We start from the raw sequence: 22,916 nt of genomic DNA on the forward strand, positions 1-22,916 counted from the left end.
GATATAGCCCGGGCAGATGACATTGACGGTGATGCCCGCGCGCGCGCCCTCTTGAGCAAGCGCCTTGGTGAAGCCGATGTCGCCGGCCTTGGATGCCGAATAGTTGACTTGGCCGGCCTGGCCCTTCTGGCCGTTGATCGACGAGATGGTGACGACGCGGCCGAACTTGCGGTCGCGCATGCCGCTCCACAGCGGGTGGGTCATGTTGAAGACACCGTGCAGGTTGGTGTCTATGACCTCCTTCCATTGTTCGCGCGTCATCTTGTGGAACATCGAGTCGCGCGTGATGCCGGCATTGTTGACCAGCACCGCAACCGGGCCGAGGTCGGCCTCGACCTGTTTGATGCCGGCTTCGCAGGCGTCGTAGTCGGCGACCGACCATTTGTAGACCGGAATGCCCGTCTCGGCCTTGAACTTCTGCGCCGCTTCGTCATTGCCGGCATAGTTGGCGGCGACCGAATAGCCTGCGTTCTTCAGCGCGATCGAAATCGCAGCACCAATGCCGCGTGATCCGCCGGTGACGAGTGCAACCTTGCTCATGCGTTTCCCCTTTTCTGCTGCTTGATGGATTGCCCTTGCGACAGGCTTTTAGTGACAAAAAGGGCGGCACATTGGCCGCCTTTTTTTTTTCGATTTACATCGCCTCGACACACATCGCGACGCCCATGCCGCCGCCGATGCACAGGGTCGCTAGACCCTTTTTCGCACTGCGGCGCCGCATCTCGTAGACCAGCGTGTTGAAGACGCGCGCGCCAGAGGCGCCGACCGGATGACCGATGGCAATCGCCCCGCCATTGACGTTGACGATCGCCGGATCCCAGCCCATGTCCTTGTTGACCGCGCAGGCCTGCGCGGCAAAGGCCTCGTTAGCCTCGACGAGGTCGAGGTCGTTGACCGACCAGCCGGCCTTTTCGAGCGCCTTGCGCGAAGCCGGGATCGGGCCGGTGCCCATGATCTGCGGATCGACGCCTGCTGTTGCCCACGAAACGATGCGAACGAGCGGGGTGAGGCCGCGACGCGCGGCTTCGGCTTCGGTCATCAAAACGACAGCGGCAGCGCCGTCATTGATGCCCGAAGCGTTGCCGGCGGTGACAGTGCCTTCCTTGTCGAAGGCGGGTTTCAGCTTGGCAAGCGAGTCGAGCGTTGCGCCATGGCGGATATATTCGTCCTGGTCGACGATGGTGTCGCCCTTACGTCCCTTGATGGTGACGGAGACGATTTCGTCAGCGAAGCGGCCAGCCTTTTGCGCGGCTTCGGCCTTGTTTTGCGAAGCAACCGCGAACTGGTCCTGCTCGTCGCGGGTAAGCTGCCACTGGCGGGCGACGTTTTCGGCGGTGTTGCCCATGTGGTAGCCGTAAAAGGCGTCGGTCAGGCCGTCCTTGATCATCGTGTCGATCATCTTGAAGTCGCCCATCTTCACACCGCCACGCAGATGCTGGCAGTGCGGGGCCATCGACATCGATTCCTGGCCGCCGGCGACGATGATCTTGGCGTCGCCCATGGCGATCTGCTGCATGCCGATCGCGATGGTGCGCAGGCCCGAGCCGCAAAGCTGGTTGAGACCCCAGGCGGTCGCCTCCTGCGGAACACCGGCAGCCATCGCGGCCTGGCGGGCGGGGTTTTGTCCGGCACCAGCTGTGAGGATCTGGCCGAGGATGACCTCATCGACTTCCTTGGGATCGACGCCGGCGCGTGCCAGCACCTCCCGGACGGCGATAGCGCCCAGTTCATGTGCCGGCGTGTTGGCGAAGGCGCCATTGAAAGAGCCGACCGGCGTGCGGGCGGCGCTGGCGACGACGATGGAGGACGAGGCGGACATGTTTCTCTCCAGACTTCGTGAGACGAATGTTTGTTGCGCGTCGAAGACGTTGGCGCTCATGACTTTTCTTGCCCGTTCCAGGACCCGAGTCAAACCGGAAAATCGCCTGATGGCCGATGCTGCAGCCGCAGTGCAGCAATGCTGCGCAGCATTTTTTTGCCGACATCGCCCCAGCTTGCGTTCTTGCAGTGCACAAACCGCTTGGATTTGCGATTGCTTTGCGCTTATCCTCCTGACTGGCGAAATGTTACCGGCTGCTTACATGGCATTCCGGTCTTCCGGGGGAGGATGCTGATGGGTGCTAAAGATACGCCGATCGTAATCAAGAAATACGCCAACCGTCGGCTCTACAATACCGGCACGAGTACTTACGTCACGCTCGAGGACCTAGCCGAGATGGTCAAGAAGGGCGAAGAATTTACGGTGCAAGATGCCAAGACCGGCGAAGACATCACCCATCCGGTGCTGACCCAGATCATCTTCGAGCTGGAGAACAAGGACGGCCAGAACATGCTGCCGATCCCGTTCCTCAGACAGTTGATATCGTATTACGGCGATCAGATGCAGATGGTCGTGCCGAGCTTCCTCGAGCAGTCGATGCTCGCCTTCTCCAAAGAGCATGAGCGTTTCCGCGAGCAGATGAAGTCGGCCTTCGGCAAGGCGCCGATGGACATGATGAAGGGCGCAACCCCGATCAAGGCGCTGGAGGAACAGACACGCCGCAACATGGAGATGTTCCAGAACGCGATGCGCATGTTCACTCCCTTCCCGATGCCCGGGGCGGGCCCTGCACCCGCCGAGCCGGCCAAAAGCGACGCTTCGGAGAAACCAAACGAGCTCAAGGAGCTCAAGGAACAGCTCGCTGCGATGCAGCGGAAGATTGATTCTATGGGGTAAGCACCCGATCCGCCCTTTGGGCGGATCGAAACGTCCTGTAGACGTTTCGAAGGGTGCGAACGCCCTGAGCCAAAGCGAAGGGCCGGGCCGACGCCGGCCTTTTCAGCCTCCGCCCTCTCCCACCCGTTCAGGTAAGGCAGTTTCAACCGGATGCAGGGTTTTGCCCGGCATCCCAAGCGTGTTTGCTATGCGCGCGACAACAGGAGAACCAACCATGAGCGAACTGACTTTGGCCAAGGCCAACACTATCATCGCCACCGCACTTGCACTGGGTGCCGAAAAGACCTTCAAGCCGCTCGGCGTGGCGGTGCTTGACGCGGGCGGCCATCTGCTCGCTTTCCAGCGCCAGGACGGTTCGCCCTTCATCCGCGCCGAAGTCGCCTCCGGCAAGGCCTATGGCGCACTTGCCGTCGGCTCGAGCTCGCGCGCGCTTGGCGTTGCCGCCGTCGAGCGTCCGCATTTCTTCCAGGGGCTTTCGGCGGTATCGGGCGGCAAGATCGTGCCGGTGCCGGGCGGCGTGCTGATCCGCAACAAGAATGGCGACGTGCTCGGCGCGGTCGGCATTTCGGGCGATACGTCAGACAATGACGAGCTGGCTGCCATGGCCGGCATCGAAGCCGCCGGTTTCGTCGCGAAAGTCTAAGCCTTTGCGCATCCGGTGGATGCGCAAAGCTACTCGCGGTCGAACATGACGTCGCGGCTGGCGGAACGGAGCGAAACCGAAAAGCCAGCCAGAACGTCGATCAAAGCCACGACCATCAGCGTGAAGAAAACCGAGTGCGCGGCCCCGCGCACCAAAAGGAATTCGACCAGGAAAGCGACGAAGACGAAGGTCGACAACAGATGATCGACCACGGACGCGTTGCTGGTGCGCGTCGACTTCACGATTTCGACAAACAGCAGCAGCAAGGCGACGACGATCAACAGGTCGCCAAGCGTCAGCGCAAAGACGCCGCCCGACATCATGTTGAGCGACAGGATTTCAGTCGCCCACACGTCGCCCGCAGGTCCGCTGCCGAACAATCCTGCCAGGCCGATGTTGAACAGGATAAAGGGGACGATCAGCAGGGGAATGCCCGCGAGCATGGATTGGTCTCCGCGTTGCGCCGGCATCTTCTAACGCATCGATCCCAAGATCGGAATCGATTTTCGATAAGGCGCCATGCGCTGAATGGCAGCATCGCTGGCGCGTCCATGGACGCTCCGCCCCGGAATCAAAAGTCCAGGGGCCAAGTGCCCCCAGACACGAAAAAAGAAAGGACCGGCAGGCCGGTCCTTTCTCTATACGTTCGCTGAGGAGAAGCTACATAGCTTCCCTTGGAAAAGCTGCTTAGCTTTCCTTCGGCGTCAGAACCTGGCGACCGCGGTACATGCCGGTCTTCAGGTCGATGTGGTGCGGGCGGCGCATTTCGCCGGAATTCTTGTCCTCGACATAGGTCGGGGCCTTGAGCGCGTCGGCCGAGCGGCGCATACCGCGCTTGGACGGGGAGGTTTTTCGTTTAGGAACAGCCATGGATATACTCCACCAATCGGTCAAATGACCCTGTCCGCCCTCGTGAAAGGGCCGCATTCAGGGCCGGAAACTGAGAAAGTTGGCGAGCCTATACACGGCGAGAGGTAGCTTGACCAGCCCGAAGCGACTCTTTTTTCGGTCGCAGGGGAGTCAATCTAGTCCAGGCACTGCACATAGGCACCGGCCTTGCCGGCGCGCCGTTCGATGACCGAGGCGAGCCGCTTGAGCCCAGGCCCTGGCTTGGCCGGATTGCGCGCAGCCGGGTTGGGCAAGGAGACGGCGAGAAGTGCTGCCTGGCGCCCCGAAAGCTGGCTCGCCGGCTTGCCGAAATAGTGTTGGGAGGCCGCCTCGATGCCATAGATGTTGGGGCCCCATTCGGCGATGTTGAGATAGATCTCCATGATCCGCCGCTTGGGCATCAGCGCATCGAAATAGACCGCCAGCGGCAGCTCGACCACCTTGCGCAGGAAAGAACGGCCATTCCACAGATAGAGGTTCTTCACCGTCTGCATCGGAATGGTGGAGGCGCCGCGGGTCGGCTCGCCTTCCAGTGCGTCACTGATGACGCCCCTCAACTCGCCGAGGTCGACTCCCTTGTGGAAGCAGAACTGCCCGTCTTCTGACATGATGACGGAGTGCGCCATGACGGGTGCGATATCTTCGAGCGGCACCCATTGCCGGTCATAGCCCTGCAGGGTGACGAGGTCCTTGATCATCAGCGTCGAGATCGGACGAACAAAGGGCGGCAGGTACAGGATGGTCAGCACGACCGGCAGCGCTGCCATGGTCGCGGCAATCAGCGCACCAAGCCGCACCCAGCGGCGCAGGCCGCCACGCGAGAAGCTCCCGCGCCGTGCTGCTGCCATCTCCAGCCCTTCGGTTTCCGGCTCTATGATCGGTTCGGCCAACCCGTCCGCCCTTGTCTGTCAGCCTTTCGGCATAAAGGCGCTTGGCTTCTTGCGCAACGTCTGACTGTCGGCTACCGCTCGCCGCCATGACGATCGACAGCGATATCATGTTCGAAACCGCCCTTCGCATGCGCGCGGATGCCGTTGAGGCCGAGCTCAGGCAATTGCTCGGCGAACGCATCCTGCCGGGCGAGATCGCCCGTCCGGAGCATCTGATGGCAGCGATGCGCCATGGCGCGCTTAATGGCGGCAAGCGGCTCAGGCCATTTCTGGTGCTGGAGAGCGCGGCATTGTTCGACGCCGACAGCGAAGCGGCACTTCGCGTCGCCACAGCCCTCGAATGCGTGCACTGCTATTCGCTGATCCATGACGACCTGCCGGCSATGGACGACGATGACCTGCGTCGTGGCCAGCCCACCGTGCACAAGGCCTTCGACGAGGCGACAGCGATCCTGGCCGGTGACGGGCTTTTGACCCACGCCTTCGACATCATCGCCGACGAGGCGACCCCACTGCCGCCGGAGCGCAGGGCAGCCCTGGTGCTGGCGCTGGCACGCGCGGCCGGACCCGGCGGCATGGTCGGCGGCCAGGCGCTCGACCTCGACGCCGAACGCAACAAGCCCGACGAAGCCGGCATCATCCGCCTGCAGGCGATGAAGACCGGCGCGCTGATCCGCTTCGCCTGCGAGGCCGGGGCGATGCTCGCAGGCGCTTCCCCAGACGACCGCGAGCGGCTTGCCGAGTTCGGCTCGGCGATCGGCCTTGCGTTCCAGCTCGCCGACGACCTTCTCGACCTCACCGCCGACGCCGAAACAATGGGCAAGGCGACAGGCAAGGACGCTGCCGCTGGCAAGGCAACGCTGGTTTCACTGCATGGCGCCGAGTGGGCCCGCACCCAGCTTACAGGCCTGGTCGCCCAAGCCCACGACCTGCTCGAACCCTTCGGTGAGCGCGCAATCATGCTCAAGGCGGCCGCAAGTTTCGTCGCCGAACGCAATAGCTGATCCGGTGGCGGATCGACCGAAGCTGCCGTAGCAGGCAGTTTAGCGGCGTCAGAAACTCTTAATGTTAATAGTGTCTATTCCGGCTCTGTAAAATTGTGCGTATGTGTTTGGGGTTGCGCATGCCGGAGCACTCTTCCTTCATCGGCTCGATACGGATCAGATACCTGTCGGGTCTGTTGATCTTCGCGCTTTCTTCCATGGCCGTGATGGTTGCCTTCAGCCAGGGCAATTCCTACCGGCGCAATGTCGATACCATCGCGTCCGAGCTTTCGTCCTTTGCCCGCGACCTGCGCAACGCCACCAACTTCGCCGAAACCACGCCCACTGCCTGGCGCCCTGAAACCCAGGAGGCGCTCGCGATTGCGGGACGCAACCACGCGGCACGGCTGGAGGCCGGCATCGAGGCCCTGACCGACACGATCAATTCGGTGCGCCCGCAACTGTCGGAAAAGTCGCAGCGCGAACTCGACAGTGCCTCGGTCAACGGCGACCTGTTCTGGTCGGCGCGTGACATCGCCCGCAACCTGGGTGCGCTCGCCACGGCTCAATCGCCCGACGAATGGAGTTCTCGCGAAATCCGCAACCAGAACGACCTGTTCGCTCAGCCGATGCTGCTGCGCGCAAGCAGTGCAATGGAGAGCGAGCGCCGATACGCCGAGGCGCGTAGCGACCGGCTTTTGATGGCCGCCACCGCCTTGCTCGTGCTGGTGATCGGGGGTGTCGCCGTGTGGGTATTCCGCCCGATGGAACATGCCATCCGTCGCGCCTTTGCCGAAAGTTCAGAGTCGCTGTCCAAGGCCGAGGCTGCCGACCGCGCCAAGTCGGAATTCCTCGCCAATATGAGCCACGAAATCCGCACGCCGATGAACGGCGTGCTCGGCATGGCCGAGCTTTTGGCGCGAACCGACCTGACGCCGCGCCAGAAGACGTTTACCGACGTCATCGTGAAGTCGGGCAACGCGCTTTTGACCATCATCAACGACGTTCTCGATTTTTCCAAGATCAATGCCGGCCAGCTTACGCTCGACCCAGCACCCTTCCATCTCGGCGAGGCGGTGGAGGATGTCGCGACCCTGATCTCGGCGCGTGTTGCCGAAAAGAACCTCGAGCTCATCGTCCGCATCGATCCACGCCTTCCGAGCCATGTCGTTGGCGACGTCGGCCGCTTCCGCCAGATCATCACCAACATGCTCGGCAATGCGGTGAAGTTCACCGAACGCGGCCATGTGCTGGTCGATGTGACGGGAGAAATCATCGACGACGCCGTGGCCCTCAAGGTCCGCGTCGAAGACACCGGCATTGGCATCCCCGCAGACAAGCTACAGAACGTGTTCGAAAAATTCGCGCAGGTCGACGGCAGCTCGACCCGCCGCCACGAGGGCACCGGCCTCGGACTTGCCATCGCTGCCCGCCTCGTCGACTTGATGAGCGGCCATATCGGCGTCGAGAGCGAACTCGGCAAGGGCTCGGTGTTCTGGTTCACCGCCATGTTGCCGAAGTATGAAGCGCAGCAGACAAGCAGCGTTGTGCCGGTCGACGTCACCGGCGCGCGCGTGCTGGTCATCGACGACAACCCGGTCAACCGCGAGATCCTGCTCGAGCAGCTGAAAAGCTGGGGCTTCGACTGTGCCGCTGCCGAAAGCGGTGCCATCGGCCTCGCCTTCCTCGACCGCGCAGCTCAACTCGGCGCTAGTGTCGACTGCGTCATCCTCGATTACCAGATGCCAGGCATGAACGGCGCCGATGTCGCCAAGGCGATCGCCGCCGACAGCCGCATCTCGTCGATCCCCGTTGTGCTTCTGACCTCGGTCGACCAGGTCGATTTCTCCCGCATGGTGCTCGATTTCGGCATCTCGGCGCATCTGACCAAGCCGGCACGTTCGGCGGTGTTGCTCGGCACGGTCATAGCTGCGGTGCAAAAGGCCCGTTCGCAAGCCGGCCGGATGGAATTCGTCCGCGAGCCGATCCATCATTCGCCACCTGCCTTCACCATCATCCGCGGCCCGGTGCAAGCCCCACTCGCCCACCCCGAGCCAACGCCTTTGCACGGCGGTGGGCTCGACGTGCTGGTGGCCGAGGACAACGAGGTCAACCAACTCGTCTTCGCCCAGATCCTCTCCGGGCTCGGCCTCAGCCATCGTATCGCCGGCAACGGCCGCACGGCGGTGGAGATGTATCGCACCTTCAAGCCCAAGCTGATCTTGATGGACGTTTCGATGCCGGAGATGAACGGCTACGAGGCGACCCGCGCCATCCGCACTGAGGAAGCAGCCAATGGCAGCCGAACGCCGATCATCGGCGTCACCGCGCATGCACTCAAGGGCGACCGGGAGAAGTGCATAGATTCGGGCATGGACGACTATCTTCCCAAGCCGGTGTCGCCGGACAAGCTTGGCGCCAAGATAGGCACGTGGTTGAGCGAGAGCGCCGAGCTGGTTCAGTCGGCGTAAAGCTGCCCAAGATACCTATGACTTTCTTATTTCTTGGGGCGTTTGCCTCTCTCGAATACTGATGCTGGAGCTTTTACCTTCCTGACCGCGACCGGATGACGGCAATTTTGCCGCTCCGGCGCGAACAAAAGGAAGACTCCGATGCTTCGCACTCAGATGCCCGACAGGTTCGTCAGCGCGCAAACCGTCGAGACCGCGCGACGCGTGCCCGCAAACGACCACCGCCCGGTCAAAGGCCAGACCGAGCCCTTCATGTTTACGCGCCTGTTTTTCGTCACCGGCCTGCTGCTGGGTGGCTTGGCACTTGCCACGATGCTCTCAAGCTGAAGATGGATATCCGCGACGTGATTTCGGTCGAGGATGTGATCCTCGACCTCAAGCCGGATGGCAAGACGCGGCTGCTCAAGGAGCTCGCGCTGCATGCAGCGAGGCGCACGGGCTGCCCGGCTGGCGAGATCGTCTCGGTGCTTTCGGCCCGGGAGAGGCTTGGCTCGACCGGTCTTGGCCAAGGCGTGGCGATACCGCATGCCAAGGTGCGCGAACTGCAAACGCCGTTCTGCGCTTTTGCGCGGCTCAAAGCCCCCTGCCCGTTCGAAGCCGTTGACGATCAGGATGTCGATCTTGTGGTACTGCTGCTTTTGCCCGAGGCCTCGCCGCTGAAACACCTCAACGTGCTGACCAAGTTCGCCCGTTTCCTGCGCGATCCTGGCACCGTCGCGCGGCTGCGCAAGGCCGAGGACGCAAAGAGCTTGCATCGCATGCTCACCTTCGACCACCTATCGGCCGCCAAGACGGCCGTAGCCTGAACAAACTACGGCTTCAGCGATTCCTGACCACGATACAGGAGCCACCGACACTGTGCAGGCTCTGGCAGATGAGACCGGCCTCGCTGCGATCGTCAGCACCGATGCGCACGGCATAAATGCCGCGCCGCCCCATCGGCGTGCGCACACGGCTGACGACCGGCTCATGTGATGAAAGCAGTTTCGGAAAACGTCCCTCGAGGCGCTGCCACTGCTTGATGGCGGCCGAACGGCGGAAATTGCCGGCGACCTGAATGCCCCAAGGCTTGATGTTGATGTTGGCCATCGGCACGGTCGCCGACATGATGACCCGCAGGTTTTGACAGGCGACCGCAAAAGACATCTTCGGATCGAGCGGCCGATTGGTGCCGGCATGGGCCTTGTCGGAAAAATTGTCGGCCGGCTCGCCCATGATGTCGAGCACGTAGTCCTCGGTTTCGAGCGGCAGAAAACCGCCTGACGACAGCCAGCGCGAGACGCGGTTTTCGCCGGCATTGTAGGCAGCGGCGGCCAGGCCCAGATTGCCGAAACCGGTCTTGAGTTCGCCGAGATAGCGCGCCGAAGCCGGGATCGCCTGTTCCATGTCGAAGGGATCGGCAAGGCCGCGCATGGCGGCGGTTCCCGGCATGAACTGAGCGATGCCTTCGGCACCCGCCGGGCTTACCGCGTTCGGATCGAAGCGGCTTTCCTTCCAGATCAGGCGGGCAAAGAATTCGCTCGGCAGGCCATGGCGGCGGGCATGGGTGTCGATCAACTCGCAGACGCGGGCGACATGGGTCTTTTCAGGCGAGCGAGGCGGATCGGCGAGCGCCGATACGCAAAAGACCGACGAAACGAGGAAAGCCAGCGCTGTCCTCGCCAGGTTCCGCATCGCTATTCGGCTGCCGCCCTGCCGCCTTGACCGAAGCGCTGCTCGATATAGTCAGCGACCATTTTCTCAAAATCCGCAGCGATGGCCGGCCCGCGCAGCGTGGCTGCCTTCTTGCCGTCGATGAAGACGGGGGCCGTGGGCGTCTCGCCGGTACCGGGCAGGGAGATGCCGATGTCGGCATGCTTGGATTCGCCTGGGCCGTTGACGATACAGCCCATCACCGCAACCTTCAGCACTTCCACGCCGGGATATTTCTCGCGCCAAACCGGCATGTTCTTGCGAAGATCGTCCTGGATGTTTTGGGCCAGCTCCTGGAACACCGTCGAGGTCGTGCGGCCGCAGCCCGGGCAAGCCGCGACGATCGGCACGAACTGGCGGAAGCCCATGGTCTGCAGCAACTCCTGCGACACCTGGACTTCGCGGGTGCGGTCGCCATTGGGCTCCGGCGTCAGCGAGATACGGATGGTGTCGCCGATGCCCTGTTGCAGCAGGATGCCCATGGCGGCAGACGAAGCAACGATGCCCTTCGAGCCCATGCCAGCCTCGGTCAGGCCGAGATGCAGCGCATGATCGGAGCGGGTTGCAAGCATGGTGTAGACGGCGATCAGGTCCTGCACGCCGCTGACCTTGGCCGACAGGATGATCTTTTCGCGCGGCAGGCCGATCTCTTCGGCGAGGTCCGCCGAAATCAGTGCCGATTGCACGATCGCCTCGTGCATCACCTGGTTGGCGGTGAGCGGCGAGCCGTTTTTCTGGTTCTCGTCCATCAGCCGGGTCAACAGGTCCTGGTCGAGCGAACCCCAGTTGACGCCGATGCGCACCGGCTTGTCGTGGCGGATCGCCATCTCGACGATGTCGGCGAACTGCTTGTCCTTCTTTTCCTTGAAGCCGACATTGCCCGGATTGATGCGGTATTTCGCCAGCGCCTCGGCACAGGCCGGATGGTCGGCCAAAAGCTTGTGGCCGATATAGTGGAAATCGCCGACCAGCGGCACGTTGACGCCGAGCCGGGCAAGCCGGTCGCGGATATGGGGAACCGCAGCGGCACTCTCGTCGCGGTCGACGGTGATGCGCACGATTTCCGAACCGGCGCGATGGAGTGCTGCGACCTGGGCAACCGTCTTGTCGATGTCGGCCGTGTCGGTGTTGGTCATCGACTGCACCACGACAGGCGCTTCGCCGCCGACGATCACGCCGCCGACGCTGACGCCGACCGATTTGCGGCGAGGAAATGGGGAGGAGAAGTAGCCGGTCATCGGACGGCCTTTTTAAGCTCGAGGTATCCGCGTCTGAGGTGGCGCGCGCGGCGCGACATGTCAATATCGCAGGTGGACGCGCCCGCCAAGAGCGGGGCGCATCCCAGCCAGACAGGCCGTTTCCACCACAATTTCACGAAACTGTGCGCCAGTCGTGCTTCTATTGCGCCACACAGCTCATATATGCTGCATTGCAACATAAGCATTCCCGAAGGATTTTCCTGCCATGACCGCGACAAGAACCGCCATCGTTACCGGCTCGACTTCCGGTATCGGCCTCGCCATTGCTGAGGCATTCGCGGCCGAGGGCTGCAATATCGTCGTCAATTCGTTCTCCGACACACCGACCGATCACGCCATCGCCGAGAAGATCTCCGGGCAATACAAGGTTGCCGCCGTTTATATCCAGGCCGACATGTCGAAGGCAGCGGATTGCCGCGCGCTGGTCGCCAAGGCCGCCGCAAGATTCGGTTCGGTCGACATCCTCGTCAATAATGCCGGCATCCAGTACGTCGCGCCCGTCGAGGACTTCCCGATCGAAAAGTGGGACGCGATTATCGCCATCAACCTGACCTCGGCCTTCCACACCACCGCAGCCGCGATCCCGCTGATGAAGAAAGCGGGCGGCGGCCGCATCGTCAACATCGCCTCCGCGCACGGCCTTGTCGCCTCGGCCTACAAGTCGGCCTATGTCGCGGCCAAGCATGGTATTTTGGGTCTGACCAAGACGGTGGCGCTCGAAGTCGCGCTCGACAAGATCACCTGCAACGCCATCTGCCCCGGCTATGTGCTGACCCCACTGGTCGAAGCGCAGATCCCCGACCAGATGAAGGCGCACAACATGGACCGCGACACCGTCATTCGCGAGGTCATGCTCGACCGCCAGCCGACCAAGGAATTCGTCACCGTTGAGCAGGTCGCGGCAACCGCCGTTTTCCTCACCTCCCCGGCAGCTGCCCAGATCAACGGCACGCACTTCTCGGTGGACGGCGGCTGGACCGCTCAGTGACGGTCTCAAAGGAAAAAATCGCCATGGCTGGAAACGGCAGGGCGGAGGAGAAAAAGCCCATCAATATAGCACTCCAGGGCGGAGGCTCGCACGGAGCCTTCTCCTGGGGCGTGCTCGACCGATTGCTGGAAGACGGTCGGCTCGACATCAAGGCGGTATCGGGCACCAGTGCCGGCGCGATGAACGCCGTGGCGCTGGCCGACGGCTGGATGCGAGGCGGCGCCGAAGGCGCACGCGCCAAGCTTGAGGGTTTTTGGCGCGCGGTGGCGCGCAAAGGTCGCTTCAGCCCGGTGCAGCGTTCGCCCTGGGATATGGCGTGGGGCAACTGGTCCATCGAAAACACGCCCGGCTACATCTGGTTCGACACCATGTCGCGCGTGTTTTCGCCCTATGTCGCCAACCCCTTGAACCTCAACCCGCTGCGCGACGTGGTCGCTGAAGAGATCGACTTCGCCAATGTCCGCGCCTGCAAGGACATCGACCTGTTCATCTCGGCGACCAATGTCGAGACCGGCCAGCTGCGCGTCTTCAGCGACGGCGAGATCGACCTCGATACGGTGATGGCCTCGGCCTGCCTGCCGCAGATCTTCCAGGCCGTCGAGATCAAGGGCGTGCCCTATTGGGACGGCGGTTATGGCGGCAATCCCGCGATCTACCCGTTCTTCAAGGCGAACGACACCGACGACGTCCTGCTCGTCCAGATCAACCCGGTGATCCGCGAGCAGAAGCCGAAGACCGCCAACGAAATCCAGAACCGCATCGACGAGATTACCTTCAACGCCGGGMTACTGCGTGAATTCCGCGCGATCGCCTTCATCAAGGAACTGATCGCCGCAGGCCGGCTGCCACATGGCGAATTCCACGACATCCGCATGCATCGCATCGACGCCGATGAAGCCTTCAAGGATCTTTCGGCATCGTCCAAGGTCAACGCAGAATGGGCGTTCCTCGAATACTTGCGCGACCTTGGCCGCACGGCGGCCAGCGACTGGCTCGAAGACAACTTTGATTCGGTAGGCAAGCAGGCCACGCTCGACCTATCCGGGCAACTGGACGATGGCTTCAGGCCGTTGCACGGACCCGCTGCAGGCCGCCGCGTGCGCGAGTTTTTGGCCACCAGAACCAAGCCGGCTGCCGCTCGCCAGCACAACTAAGCCGCGAAAAGCCGCCATTTTGGCTCGGCAACCGCAGCGTGCTGACAACTCCTGCCAGTTTTGTCAGGATGATGTTTCCATTATTTTTTATCACTATTTTGCGATCTGTATTTGATGTAGAAGACGCCCTCCCGCCACATTGCCCCCTTGGCGGATTTGAATGCGGTATTGCGCGCCACCATATCGGGGCGACGCGCTAGGCAAGACGGCGGTGGCCGCAACCGTCCTCAACGGATAACGACAATGTCGAAGATTAGGTTCCACAAGCTTGCAGCCTTGGTCGTGCTCGTCGGTTTTGCGGCGTGGATGGGTACAGGCGAATTCTCTTCGGTGGGCAGCGCTCAGCCCGACCCCGAAGCAAAACCTGCCCAGGCCGAACAACCCAAGGCACCGCTGCGCACCGTGATGGTTGTCGTGCCGCCGCGCTTCGATCACGCCCGCGCCATCCGCGTGTCAGGCAAGACCGAAGCCGACAAGCGGGCGACACTGGCCAGCCGGGTCAATGGTGTCATCTCCCAGCTTCCCGTCAAGCAAGGTGATCGCGTCAAGCAGGGTGACCTGGTGATGATGCTCGACGCCGAGGAAAAGGCTTCCGCTGTGGAAAATGCGCGTACCACGCTGGACGAACGCAAGAGTGCTTGGGAAGCCGCGCAGAAGCTTTTGAAATCCGGAAACACGCCCAAGCTTCAGGCGGATATTGTTCGCTCGGCCTACACCAATGCGCTCTCCCAGCTACAGGCAGCCGAAGCCGAGCTGGCGCGCAACCAGGTCAAGGCGCCATTCGACGGTGTCGTCGACAAGGTCAATGTCGAGATTGGTAGCTCGGTGTTGCAGGGCGCGGAAATCGCCACCATCCTCAACCTCGATCCGATCCTTGGCAAAGGCGAGATCAGCGAACGCGACCTGCGCTACATCAAGATCGGCGATGAAGCCGAGGTGAAGCTGGTCAATGGCGAGGTGGTGATGGGAAAGCTGCGCTACATCAGCCGCGACGCGACGTCCCAGACCCGCACCTTCCCTGTCGAAATCGCCATTCCCAACGCTGACGGCGCCATTCCCGCCGGCATGACGGCCGAGATAACCGTGCGCGCCAAGCCTGTCGACGCCGTGATGCTGCCGCGCTCGGTGGTGACGCTGAACGAGAATGGCGATCTCGGCATTCGCGCCGTCGATGCCTCGTCCAAGGTGGTGTTCTACCCGATCGACCTTGTCGACGACACCCAGAATGGCCTCGTGCTCGGCGGCATTCCCGCCGACGCCAAGATCATCATCCGCGGCCAAGACCTGGTCAAGGATGGCGACGAGGTCAAGGCCCAGCTCGCCGACGAGGCGATGGTCAAGAAGCTCATCGAAGATGCGACCGGGACGCAGTAAACAATGGACATCGTCAAGCTTGCGATCCGCAATGCGCGGCTGACCCTATCGATTCTGCTTTTTCTTGTCATAGCGGGTACGCTTTCGTACCGCGCCGTGCCGAAGGAAGCCGAACCGGACGTCGCCATCCCGATCATGTATGTCAGCCTTGTCTATCAAGGCATCTCGCCGGAGGACGCCGAGCGGCTGCTTCTGAGGCCTGTTGAATCGCAGCTCAAGAACCTCAAGGGTTTGAAAGAGATGCGATCCAACGCCTTTCAGGGCGGCGCCAATGTCATCGTTGAATTCGACCCATCCACAGATCTTGGCGACGCGCTGATCGACACACGCAACAAGGTGCAGGACGCCAAGCGCGACCTGCCCGCCGGCGTCGAGGAACCAACCGTCAACGAAGTCAACCTGTCGGAGTTTCCTGTCCTGGTCGTGACGCTGTCGGGCGACGTGCCCGAACGGGCGCTGACGGCCGCCGCCAAGAAGCTGCGCGACCAGATCGAGGAAGTGCCCGGCGTGCTGGAAGGCACGCTTCAAGGCTCGCGCGACGAGCTGGTCGAGGCGATCATCGATCCGGTCAAGCTGTCGTCCTACGGGCTGCAGCTCAACCAGCTGATCCAGGGTATCGGCCAGTCCAACAGCCTTGTCGCCGCCGGAACCATCGAAGGTTCGGAAGGCAAATATGCCGTCAAGGTGCCGGCGCTGATTGAAACGCCTGAGGACGTGGCGCGTCTGCCTGTGGTGGCGACGCCCGACGCGGTTGTGCGCGTACAAGACATCGCCACGGTGCGGGCGACCTTCAAGGATGCCGAGACGATTACCCGCCTCGACGGAAAACCGGCGATCGCGATCGAGGTCAAGAAGCGCATCGGCGCCAACATCGTCGAGACGATCGATGGCGCCAAGAAAGTCGCCGATGCTTTCGTCAAGACCGCACCGGAAGGCATGGAGGTCACCTACACGCAAGACAAGTCGGTCTTCGTCAACCAGTTGCTGAACGACCTCCAGAACCACGTGCTGATCGCCGTGATCCTGGTGTTCATCGTCATCCTCTACGCGCTGTCGGGCCGAGCCTCGCTGCTCATCGGTCTCGCCATCCCGTCATCGTTCCTGATGGGTATCCTGGCGCTCGCGCTGATGGGCTACACGATCAACATGATCGTGCTGTTCAGCCTGATCCTGGCGGTCGGCATGCTTGTCGACGACGCCATTATCGTGACCGAGTTTGCCGAGCGGCGCATGTCGGAAGGCATGCCCAAGGAGCAAGCCTTCGAGCTGGCGGCCAAGCGCATGGCCGGCCCGGTGATCGCCGCGACGATGACACGCATCGCGGCCTTCTCTCCACTGCTGTTCTGGCCCGGCATCATCGGCGACTTCATGAAGTATCTGCCGATCACGCTGATCGTCACCCTTGCGGCGTCGATGGCCTACGCGCTCATATTTGCGCCGACGCTCGGGGCCCTCTTCGCCAAGGCGCCCGCCCATGCGGAGGAAGAGCACAAGGACGGCGTCTACATGGCGGTCGTCAAGAAGGCAGTCCACTATCCGATCACGGCCCTGGTATTGACGCTCGCGCTGCTTGCCGGCGGGTTCTACTCCTATGTCAAGTTTGGCAATGGCGTGGAATTCTTCCCGACCGTGGAGCCGGATTACGGCCTGCTCTACGTCCATGCACGCGGCAACCTCTCACTTGAAGAAATGGATGCCGCTACCCGCGAGGCCGAAAACCGTATTCTCGGCTGGCCAGGCATCAAGTCGGTATACACGCGTTCCGGCAAGACCCGCGGCGGCCAGGACATTCCCGAGGATGTCGTCGGCGTGATCCAGTATGAGTTCGTCGACTGGCGTGAGCGCAAGTCGGCGCATGTGATCCTTGACGAATTGCGCGCCACGATGGCCGGCATCCCCGGCGTCGATGTCGAAGTGCGTGTGCCGGACGCAGGTCCGCCGAGCGGCAAGGCTATCCAGGTGCAGCTGTCCGCCGTCGATCCGGCGGGGCTCAACGAATACGCCAAGAAGGTCGCGGCAGCGGTCGCCAAGGTGCCCGGTGTCATCGACATCTCCGATGGCCTGCCGCCTCCCGGTATCGACTGGGCGCTTGACGTCGACCGCTCCAAGGCAGCCCAGTACGGCGTCAGCCCGACCGCGGTCGGGACTGTCGTCCAGCTGGTGACGACAGGCTTGAAGCTCACCGACTATCGTCCTGCCGGCGCCGATGATGCTGTCGACATAAGGCTGCGTCTGCCGGAGGACCGCCGGACGCTGGCAGCACTCGACCAGTTGCGTATCGAGACCCCGCAAGGCTCGGTGCCGATCTCGAACTTCGTTGCGCGCAAGCCAGAGCTGACCGTCGGCATTCTGAACCGTATCGACAGCAAGCGCACGATCACCATCCAGGGCAACGTCGCATCCGGCTACCAGGTCGCGTCGGTTCAGGCGGAAGTGAGCAAGATCGTCGGCGACATGGCGCAACCAGGCATCGACTGGAAACTCGCCGGCTCCAACGAAGACAGCGCCGAAGCAAGCGCGTTCTTGGGCAATGCCTTCGGTGCGGCGATCTTCCTGATCTTCATCGTGCTTCTGGCGCAATTCAACAAGTTCACCAGCGTGGTCCTGGTGCTGTCTTGCGTGGTCATGGCCACGGTCGGCGCCCTGCTCGGCATGCTGTTGACCGGCCAGGCCTTTGTCATCGTCATGTCCGGCATCGGCATGATCGCGCTGGCGGGCGTGGTGGTGAACAACAACATTGTTTTGATCGACACCTATGACCGGCTGCGCGAAGAAGGCTGGAACAAGATGGACGCGGTGCTGCAGACCTGCCGCGAGCGTGCCCGCCCGGTGGTGCTGACCGCGTTGTCGGCTATCCTGGGCGTGGCGCCGATCGCGTTTGGTCTCGGCCTCGAGATCTTCCATCACGAAACGACGATCAATGCGCCGTCAACCCAGTGGTGGATCGCCTTGTCGAGCGCCATCGTCTTCGGCCTGTCTTTCGCCACCGTCCTCACCTTGGTGGTGACGCCGGCGATGCTGATGGTGTTCACCCGCGACAAGCGCAAACCAGGCCAGCGCGGCTGGTTTGGCAGGCTGGTTCAGTGGTTCAAGGCGCGTTTCGGCAAGGGTTCTGGCACCCCGACGCCGCCTCCGCCCATGGACGACGAACCCGCTATCGCCTTCCCCAAGGCTGCGGAATAGACCAACGCGCTGCGCGCACGCAAAAGGCCGCCCGGAACAACCGGGCGGCCTTTTGCGTTCCTGCCTCGATAAAAACGCAAGAATTACGAGGCATGAACAATGACAATTTCGACGCTGCTTATCATCATCCTGATCCTGATCCTGCTTGGAGCGGTGCCAGCCTGGCCGCATTCGCGCGGATGGGGTTACGGACCCTCCGGCATCGTCGGTGTGCTCCTTGTCATCCTTCTGGTGCTGATGCTGACGGGCCGCGTCTGACTGCCCCGAAGCAGCTGAACGGCAAAACGCCCGGACGATAGTCCGGGCGTTTTCTTTTGCGTCAGTCAGGCAGCCTTTGCTTGAGGCAGCAAGCTGAGATCGGCGAGTGCGCCTGCTACCGCCTCGTCGAGCGGCGTATGCGGGATGTGGCCGATGATGGGTCCGAGGCGCTGCGACACCAGCCGATGCTGTTCGAAACGCAGATACGACATCGACACGATCGCCTTCCACATCGGCACGAACGGGCTGCCGGCGCGCAGCACCCACCAGGGCATCGAGGATAGCTTGAGCTTACGGCCAAGCACGCGCTCGATCGATGCCTTGATCTCCAGATCGGTAACCGGATGGCCCGGCAAGTTGAGGTTTTCGTAACCGGCAAGCTTTTCGTGGTTGTCGGCAAGGGCAACGAAGGCTGCGGCGAAGTCCGGTAGATAGGCCCATTCATGCACAAGGTCGGCCGGCCCGGGTGCTGTGTAGACGCCCTTGGCAAGTTTCGAAGTGACCACCAGGTCGAACCATGAGCCGGTGCCCTTGCCACCGAAGAAATCGCCGGCCCTGAGCAAAACTGTGCGAACCCGACGCGCATCGGATTCACGGCGGAACAGTTCTTCGGTGGCGGCCCGAATGTGGCCCTTCTCGGTCGTGGGATGCTGCGGCGTCTCCTCAGTGATGACGGCAGGCATCGGCGAGCCGAAATTGTAGACGGTGCCCGCAACCATGTGCAGCGCGCCATTGGCAAAACAGGCAGCCATGACATTCTCGGCCATGGGCAGAACCGAGCTCCAGTCGGAATAGATTGGGCTCAAGCCGTTGAAGATGATGTCGACGCCTCTGGTGGCATCAATCAGCGACTGCCGGTCAAGCGCATCGGCGGCGATGGCTTCGGCCCCTGCCAGCTCCGCCGGCAGCTTGCCGTCGCGAGTGATGGCCCGCACCTCATATCCGGCGTCGAGGAAGGCGTTGGCGACGGCGCGGCCGAGCCGGCCACGGGCACCCAGAATTGCGATCTCGGTCATGTCGGTCACTCCTGTGTTTGTTGTGACCCGGTTTCCTCCATTCACGACCGGAAATGAATTGACTCAAAATGGCGCCTTGATATTCAATCTTGAATAGATGTCTGAGATAGACTGGAACCTGATCCGGAGTTTTGTCGCGGTTGCCGAGGCCGGCAGCCTGTCGGCCGCCGCGCGCAGCCTGGCATCGAGCCAGCCCACGCTTGGGCGCCACATCGCCGAACTCGAACAAGCGCTTGACGTCACACTGTTCCGGCGCGGCCGCCAGGGTTATGTGCTGACGGAAGCCGGAAGCCTGCTGTTCGAACGAGGCCGGGCGGTCAGCGAGGAGGCCACAGCCTTCGCTAGGCTCGCGCTGGGATCTGTCGAAGCGATCGAAGGTACCGTTCGCATTGCCGCGAGCGAGATGGTGGCAGCCCATGTGCTGCCGGCAATGCTTGCCCGGCTCGGTGCCGAAGAACCCGGCATCGAGGTCGAGGTCGTCGCCTCCAACCAGGTCGAGAACCTGCTACGCCGTGACGCCGATATCGCCATCCGCATGGTGCGACCCGCGCAGAACGAACTGGTGGCGCGCAAGGTCACCGACATCGCACTTGGCATGTGCGCTGCGTCAGCCTATCTCGACCGGCGTGGCCGCCCGTCAACGCCGGAGGATTTGCGCGACCACGACCTGATCGGCTTCGACCGCAGCGACGAGATGATTCGCGGCTTCGAACACTTCCTGCCGGGCATCACCCGGCATGACTTTCGGCTGCGCAGCGACAATCACATCGTGCTCTGGGAAGCGGTACGGACTGGCAACGGTATCGGCATCGCGCAAGAACAGCTCGTTCGGCGCGAGCCGCACCTCGAAATCGTCCTGCCTGAACTGACACTGCCCACGCTGCCGGTGTGGCTCGCCATGCACCGCGACGTGCGCTCAAGCGTGCGTATCCGCCGTGTCGCTGATTTCCTGCACGAGGAGCTGAAGCGTTATTCGGCAGGCGTCGCCTGAGGCACGGCCCTGAAGTCGGCATGGCGGGCAAGGCCAGCCATCAGGCTGACGACCACCAGGAAGCCGGACAGGGCGACAAAGATCGGTGCGAAGCCGGTATGCCCGGCAACGAAACCGATGGCCGAAGGTGCCACCAGGATGCCTGAATAGCCCATGGTGGTGACGACGCTCATGCCGATATTCGGCACGACACCCGGCTGATTTCCGGCGGCGGAAAAGGCGATCGGCACCATGTTGGCGACACCAAGGCCGCACATGGCAAAGGCGGCGATCGCAATCCATGGATTGGGTGCGAGACCGGCAGCGAGCATGCCGCTCGCAGCAAGCAGTGCCGAACAGCGCAGCGTGTTGACCGCTCCAAAGCGGTTGCGCACGCCATCGCCGAGGAAGCGCATCAGCGCCATGATGCCGGAGAAAGCAGCGAAGGCGAAGCCTGCGGTAGCGATGTCGGCGCCAAGCTCCTGCTTGAGATAGAGCGCCGCCCAATCGAGCACGGCCCCTTCGGGGATCATCGAAAACAGCGCCATGATGCCGACCAGATAGATGGTGGGGAGACGCGGCAGGCGGAAATGCCGGTGTTCGTGCGTCACTGGCCTGTCCTCGCCGATCAGATGCCGCAACGCAAAGGCCGTCATGGCAGCGGCCACCACGGTTACAAAAATCGCATGCGGCAGGTGGCCAAAATTCTGGATGATGATGCCGCCCAGTGCACCGCCGGCAAAACCACCAAGGCTCCAGAAGCCATGCGACGACGACATGATCGCCCGCGACAGCCGTTTTTCCACGGCGACCGCATTGGCATTCATGGCGACATCCATCGCGCCGATCGAGCCGCCGAAGATGAACATCGTCACCGCCGCAAGCCAAACATTGGGTGCAAGGGCGACCAACAGCAGCGCAAAGACCACGATCCAGGCAAAGCCGATCACCACGGGCCGCGAGCCGCGCTTGGTCATCAGGTAGCCGGAAAACGGCATCGCCGTCAGCGCGCCAAGGCCAAACACCAGGATCAGCAGGCCGAGCACAAACTCGCTGATATGCAAGCGTGTCAAAAGCAGCGGGATCTGCGTCGCCCAGCTTCCAGTGACAAAACCATTGATGAAAAAGGCAGCGGCCACGGCCCAGCGGGCGCGTGTTGCAATAGCCTTTGTAGCGAGATCAGTTGTGTTTGTGGCGTTCATCGAACGCGACTCCTAGCATATGAGCCTGACAGCTGAAATCGATTTCAGGCAGCCGTGATCGGCAGATTCAAAAAGTTACCGCACCATTGCACTTGGCAAACACGCGCAGCGCAGTGCCCGCGCCAACATAGGCTAAATCGATTTAGATTGCGATCAAGCCCCTATTTCGAGCAGTCATTGGGCCAGAACCGCCCTCCTGACACGGCTTCGCCCGATTTCCGTCCAATAGCGGATGTAGCCGGATGGTGAAGACTGCAGCGGAACAGGCAACACCAACCGCTTGCAGATCATTTCCGCCTTTTGCATGCCAATACGGGTTGGGGGTCGATGCCGGCTGTTTGCCGCGTCGTACCGTTGTGGAGTCTTGTACCATGAATAACCCACCGTTCCGGCTCACCGGAATTTCGAGCCATGCACGTGCACTGTTGCAACAAGCCGGCCAAGATCTCCGGTCGCGCAAGCTGTCGCCATCGAGCATTGCCCTGCTTGGCTCCTGTGCAGCGGTGGTCGCCCTGGCTGCCGCGCTGATTGCAAGCGCTTCAGCACCCGACCCGACGCAGACAGCCGCAGTGCCGCCGCAGGTGACGCAGCCTCAGACTGCCAGTCTCGGAGGCTTGTCCGCGACTTCGCAAGGAGAGCCAGCAACCAAACAAGCGCGGCAGCCTGCAACGCCAACACTGGAACGCTCTCCGCCAGCCGCCGACAATTCGCGCTGGGGTCAGGCCAATCCATCGCAGGCCGGCGGGAGTAAGGTACAGGCCGACGCGGCCGGACCGGACGAACGCCAGGCAAGCGCTGCGGGGCAAGCGCCCGCCGCGCCAATAGGCGAGATCAGGGATAATTCCGACACGGCATCGATTGCCCCCGACGGCCTGCGCGGCTCGCTGGATGTGCAGGTCGCCGAGACCGACGCCGAGGTAGCGATGCTGGAAGCATCAACCGGCATGGTCGACGCAAGCGCCACTCCGGCGAGCACCAGCTTGTTCGACGGCCCCCTGCCCGACCTGCGCCCGGCAAAGRCCGCCAAATGGGGCAATTTGCGCGACGGCCCCGCCGACGAGTCCAAGGTGATCCTGGTCGTGCCGGCAAACGCCGCCATCGACGCCGAAACCGACTGCAACTGGTGCACGGTCGTCTACAAGGGCCAGCGCGGCTACATGTTCAAGAGCCTGATCCGCCGCAGCGCGGCAGAAGAAGCAAAGGCCGGCCAAGGGCTGTTCTAAACCCCC

22 protein-coding genes are annotated in these 22,916 nt (G+C 62.3%); 13 read left to right on the forward strand and 9 right to left on the reverse strand.

The window, feature by feature from the left end; genetic code table 11:
- On the reverse strand, nucleotides 1–540 hold a 540-nt coding region (locus tag AC1DWF_RS16115; RefSeq protein ID WP_476841823.1), incomplete at its 3' end, for an SDR family NAD(P)-dependent oxidoreductase.
- Between the two features lie 94 nt (nucleotides 541–634).
- On the reverse strand, nucleotides 635–1,819 hold the full coding sequence (locus AC1DWF_RS16120) for an acetyl-CoA C-acetyltransferase (RefSeq protein ID WP_476788167.1): 1,185 nt from the start codon (nucleotides 1,817–1,819) through the stop codon (nucleotides 635–637).
- A gap of 294 nt (nucleotides 1,820–2,113) precedes the next feature.
- Between AC1DWF_RS16120 and phaR the strand changes: the two genes are divergently transcribed.
- Together phaR and AC1DWF_RS16130 are read left to right on the forward strand one after the other, a co-directional pair.
- Nucleotides 2,114–2,716, forward strand: a complete 603-nt coding sequence (gene phaR, locus AC1DWF_RS16125; RefSeq protein ID WP_476782420.1) for a polyhydroxyalkanoate synthesis repressor PhaR — start codon at nucleotides 2,114–2,116, stop codon at nucleotides 2,714–2,716.
- Nucleotides 2,717–2,930: 214 nt separating this feature from the next.
- A complete protein-coding gene (locus AC1DWF_RS16130; RefSeq protein ID WP_476782421.1) occupies nucleotides 2,931–3,359 on the forward strand; it encodes a GlcG/HbpS family heme-binding protein in 429 nt (142 codons plus the stop codon).
- 29 nt (nucleotides 3,360–3,388) lie between these two features.
- Here AC1DWF_RS16130 and AC1DWF_RS16135 read toward each other — a convergent pair whose 3' ends face one another.
- From AC1DWF_RS16135 to AC1DWF_RS16145, 3 genes are all read right to left on the reverse strand, one after another.
- A complete protein-coding gene (locus AC1DWF_RS16135) occupies nucleotides 3,389–3,802 on the reverse strand; it encodes a hypothetical protein (RefSeq protein WP_476782422.1) in 414 nt (137 codons plus the stop codon).
- Between the two features lie 244 nt (nucleotides 3,803–4,046).
- Entirely contained in the window at nucleotides 4,047–4,229 is a 183-nt protein-coding gene (gene rpmF, locus AC1DWF_RS16140) for a 50S ribosomal protein L32 (protein WP_008834724.1), read from the reverse strand.
- A 155-nt stretch (nucleotides 4,230–4,384) separates the two neighbouring features.
- On the reverse strand, nucleotides 4,385–5,095 hold the full coding sequence (locus tag AC1DWF_RS16145; protein ID WP_476782426.1) for a biosynthetic peptidoglycan transglycosylase: 711 nt from the start codon (nucleotides 5,093–5,095) through the stop codon (nucleotides 4,385–4,387).
- A 128-nt stretch (nucleotides 5,096–5,223) separates the two neighbouring features.
- Here AC1DWF_RS16145 and AC1DWF_RS16150 point away from each other — a divergent pair, with 128 nt between their 5' ends.
- The 4 genes from AC1DWF_RS16150 to AC1DWF_RS16165 all read left to right on the forward strand — a co-directional run bounded on the left by AC1DWF_RS16150 (nucleotide 5,224) and on the right by AC1DWF_RS16165 (nucleotide 9,397).
- A complete protein-coding gene (locus AC1DWF_RS16150) occupies nucleotides 5,224–6,141 on the forward strand; it encodes a polyprenyl synthetase family protein (RefSeq protein WP_476788166.1) in 918 nt (305 codons plus the stop codon).
- Between the two features lie 119 nt (nucleotides 6,142–6,260).
- Nucleotides 6,261–8,591 (forward strand): response regulator, encoded by a 2,331-nt coding sequence (locus AC1DWF_RS16155; RefSeq protein WP_476788165.1) that lies wholly within the window; start codon nucleotides 6,261–6,263, stop codon nucleotides 8,589–8,591.
- A gap of 141 nt (nucleotides 8,592–8,732) precedes the next feature.
- Complete coding sequence (locus AC1DWF_RS16160; protein ID WP_476785172.1) at nucleotides 8,733–8,918, forward strand: hypothetical protein; 186 nt, start codon at nucleotides 8,733–8,735, stop codon at nucleotides 8,916–8,918.
- A 2-nt stretch (nucleotides 8,919–8,920) separates the two neighbouring features.
- Nucleotides 8,921–9,397: a PTS sugar transporter subunit IIA gene (locus AC1DWF_RS16165; RefSeq protein ID WP_476785173.1), complete on the forward strand. Its 477-nt coding sequence runs from the start codon at nucleotides 8,921–8,923 to the stop codon at nucleotides 9,395–9,397.
- Nucleotides 9,398–9,410: 13 nt separating this feature from the next.
- Here the strand turns inward: AC1DWF_RS16165 and AC1DWF_RS16170 are convergent, their stop codons facing one another.
- Together AC1DWF_RS16170 and ispG are read right to left on the reverse strand one after the other, a co-directional pair.
- Nucleotides 9,411–10,265: a lytic transglycosylase domain-containing protein gene (locus AC1DWF_RS16170; protein WP_476785174.1), complete on the reverse strand. Its 855-nt coding sequence runs from the start codon at nucleotides 10,263–10,265 to the stop codon at nucleotides 9,411–9,413.
- A gap of 2 nt (nucleotides 10,266–10,267) precedes the next feature.
- Entirely contained in the window at nucleotides 10,268–11,521 is a 1,254-nt protein-coding gene (gene ispG, locus AC1DWF_RS16175; RefSeq protein WP_476788164.1) for a flavodoxin-dependent (E)-4-hydroxy-3-methylbut-2-enyl-diphosphate synthase, read from the reverse strand.
- A 226-nt stretch (nucleotides 11,522–11,747) separates the two neighbouring features.
- Between ispG and AC1DWF_RS16180 the strand changes: the two genes are divergently transcribed.
- From AC1DWF_RS16180 to AC1DWF_RS16200, 5 genes are all read left to right on the forward strand, one after another.
- The gene (locus AC1DWF_RS16180) at nucleotides 11,748–12,530 is read left to right on the forward strand and encodes a 3-hydroxybutyrate dehydrogenase (protein ID WP_476785176.1); all 783 of its coding nucleotides are present in this window, start codon (nucleotides 11,748–11,750) and stop codon (nucleotides 12,528–12,530) included.
- A 23-nt stretch (nucleotides 12,531–12,553) separates the two neighbouring features.
- The gene (locus tag AC1DWF_RS16185; RefSeq protein WP_476841824.1) at nucleotides 12,554–13,684 is read left to right on the forward strand and encodes a patatin-like phospholipase family protein; all 1,131 of its coding nucleotides are present in this window, start codon (nucleotides 12,554–12,556) and stop codon (nucleotides 13,682–13,684) included.
- A 243-nt stretch (nucleotides 13,685–13,927) separates the two neighbouring features.
- Nucleotides 13,928–15,058 carry an efflux RND transporter periplasmic adaptor subunit gene (locus AC1DWF_RS16190; RefSeq protein ID WP_476788162.1) on the forward strand — a complete coding sequence of 377 codons (1,131 nt, stop codon included), beginning with the start codon at nucleotides 13,928–13,930 and terminating at the stop codon, nucleotides 15,056–15,058.
- A gap of 3 nt (nucleotides 15,059–15,061) precedes the next feature.
- Complete coding sequence (locus AC1DWF_RS16195) at nucleotides 15,062–18,241, forward strand: efflux RND transporter permease subunit (protein ID WP_476804260.1); 3,180 nt, start codon at nucleotides 15,062–15,064, stop codon at nucleotides 18,239–18,241.
- Nucleotides 18,242–18,340: 99 nt separating this feature from the next.
- The gene (locus AC1DWF_RS16200; RefSeq protein WP_476786997.1) at nucleotides 18,341–18,499 is read left to right on the forward strand and encodes a DUF3309 family protein; all 159 of its coding nucleotides are present in this window, start codon (nucleotides 18,341–18,343) and stop codon (nucleotides 18,497–18,499) included.
- Between the two features lie 65 nt (nucleotides 18,500–18,564).
- Here AC1DWF_RS16200 and AC1DWF_RS16205 read toward each other — a convergent pair whose 3' ends face one another.
- Nucleotides 18,565–19,515 (reverse strand): NmrA family NAD(P)-binding protein, encoded by a 951-nt coding sequence (locus AC1DWF_RS16205; protein ID WP_476786996.1) that lies wholly within the window; start codon nucleotides 19,513–19,515, stop codon nucleotides 18,565–18,567.
- Between the two features lie 97 nt (nucleotides 19,516–19,612).
- Between AC1DWF_RS16205 and AC1DWF_RS16210 the strand changes: the two genes are divergently transcribed.
- Nucleotides 19,613–20,506, forward strand: a complete 894-nt coding sequence (locus tag AC1DWF_RS16210; RefSeq protein ID WP_476787784.1) for a LysR family transcriptional regulator — start codon at nucleotides 19,613–19,615, stop codon at nucleotides 20,504–20,506.
- Here AC1DWF_RS16210 and AC1DWF_RS16215 read toward each other — a convergent pair.
- The gene (locus AC1DWF_RS16215; protein ID WP_476784154.1) at nucleotides 20,485–21,687 is read right to left on the reverse strand and encodes an MFS transporter; all 1,203 of its coding nucleotides are present in this window, start codon (nucleotides 21,685–21,687) and stop codon (nucleotides 20,485–20,487) included. The two genes, AC1DWF_RS16210 and AC1DWF_RS16215, sit on opposite strands and share 22 nt — an antisense overlap.
- 371 nt (nucleotides 21,688–22,058) lie before the next feature.
- On the opposite strand from AC1DWF_RS16215, the gene AC1DWF_RS16220 reads away from it, so the two are divergent.
- A complete protein-coding gene (locus tag AC1DWF_RS16220; RefSeq protein WP_476841825.1) occupies nucleotides 22,059–22,910 on the forward strand; it encodes an SH3 domain-containing protein in 852 nt (283 codons plus the stop codon).
- Nucleotides 22,911–22,916: the final 6 nt, after the last annotated feature.

Source organism: Aminobacter sp. P4_D5 (genome assembly GCF_056401815.1).

Bases quoted from the DNA above. Each gene is read 5' to 3' on its own strand.
- AC1DWF_RS16215 (WP_476784154.1), bottom strand. From the start codon at position 21,687: ATGAACGCCACAAACACAACTGATCTCGCTACAAAGGCTATTGCAACA.
- AC1DWF_RS16170 (WP_476785174.1), bottom strand. From the start codon at position 10,265: ATGCGGAACCTGGCGAGGACAGCGCTGGCTTTCCTCGTTTCGTCGGTC.
- AC1DWF_RS16155 (WP_476788165.1), top strand. From the start codon at position 6,261: ATGCCGGAGCACTCTTCCTTCATCGGCTCGATACGGATCAGATACCTG.
- AC1DWF_RS16130 (WP_476782421.1), top strand. From the start codon at position 2,931: ATGAGCGAACTGACTTTGGCCAAGGCCAACACTATCATCGCCACCGCA.
- AC1DWF_RS16200 (WP_476786997.1), top strand. From the start codon at position 18,341: ATGACAATTTCGACGCTGCTTATCATCATCCTGATCCTGATCCTGCTT.
- AC1DWF_RS16160 (WP_476785172.1), top strand. From the start codon at position 8,733: ATGCTTCGCACTCAGATGCCCGACAGGTTCGTCAGCGCGCAAACCGTC.
- phaR (WP_476782420.1), top strand. From the start codon at position 2,114: ATGGGTGCTAAAGATACGCCGATCGTAATCAAGAAATACGCCAACCGT.
- AC1DWF_RS16165 (WP_476785173.1), top strand. From the start codon at position 8,921: ATGGATATCCGCGACGTGATTTCGGTCGAGGATGTGATCCTCGACCTC.
- AC1DWF_RS16135 (WP_476782422.1), bottom strand. From the start codon at position 3,802: ATGCTCGCGGGCATTCCCCTGCTGATCGTCCCCTTTATCCTGTTCAAC.
- AC1DWF_RS16195 (WP_476804260.1), top strand. From the start codon at position 15,062: ATGGACATCGTCAAGCTTGCGATCCGCAATGCGCGGCTGACCCTATCG.
- AC1DWF_RS16210 (WP_476787784.1), top strand. From the start codon at position 19,613: ATGTCTGAGATAGACTGGAACCTGATCCGGAGTTTTGTCGCGGTTGCC.
- ispG (WP_476788164.1), bottom strand. From the start codon at position 11,521: ATGACCGGCTACTTCTCCTCCCCATTTCCTCGCCGCAAATCGGTCGGC.
- AC1DWF_RS16190 (WP_476788162.1), top strand. From the start codon at position 13,928: ATGTCGAAGATTAGGTTCCACAAGCTTGCAGCCTTGGTCGTGCTCGTC.
- AC1DWF_RS16145 (WP_476782426.1), bottom strand. From the start codon at position 5,095: ATGGCAGCAGCACGGCGCGGGAGCTTCTCGCGTGGCGGCCTGCGCCGC.
- AC1DWF_RS16180 (WP_476785176.1), top strand. From the start codon at position 11,748: ATGACCGCGACAAGAACCGCCATCGTTACCGGCTCGACTTCCGGTATC.
- AC1DWF_RS16205 (WP_476786996.1), bottom strand. From the start codon at position 19,515: ATGACCGAGATCGCAATTCTGGGTGCCCGTGGCCGGCTCGGCCGCGCC.
- AC1DWF_RS16120 (WP_476788167.1), bottom strand. From the start codon at position 1,819: ATGTCCGCCTCGTCCTCCATCGTCGTCGCCAGCGCCGCCCGCACGCCG.
- rpmF (WP_008834724.1), bottom strand. From the start codon at position 4,229: ATGGCTGTTCCTAAACGAAAAACCTCCCCGTCCAAGCGCGGTATGCGC.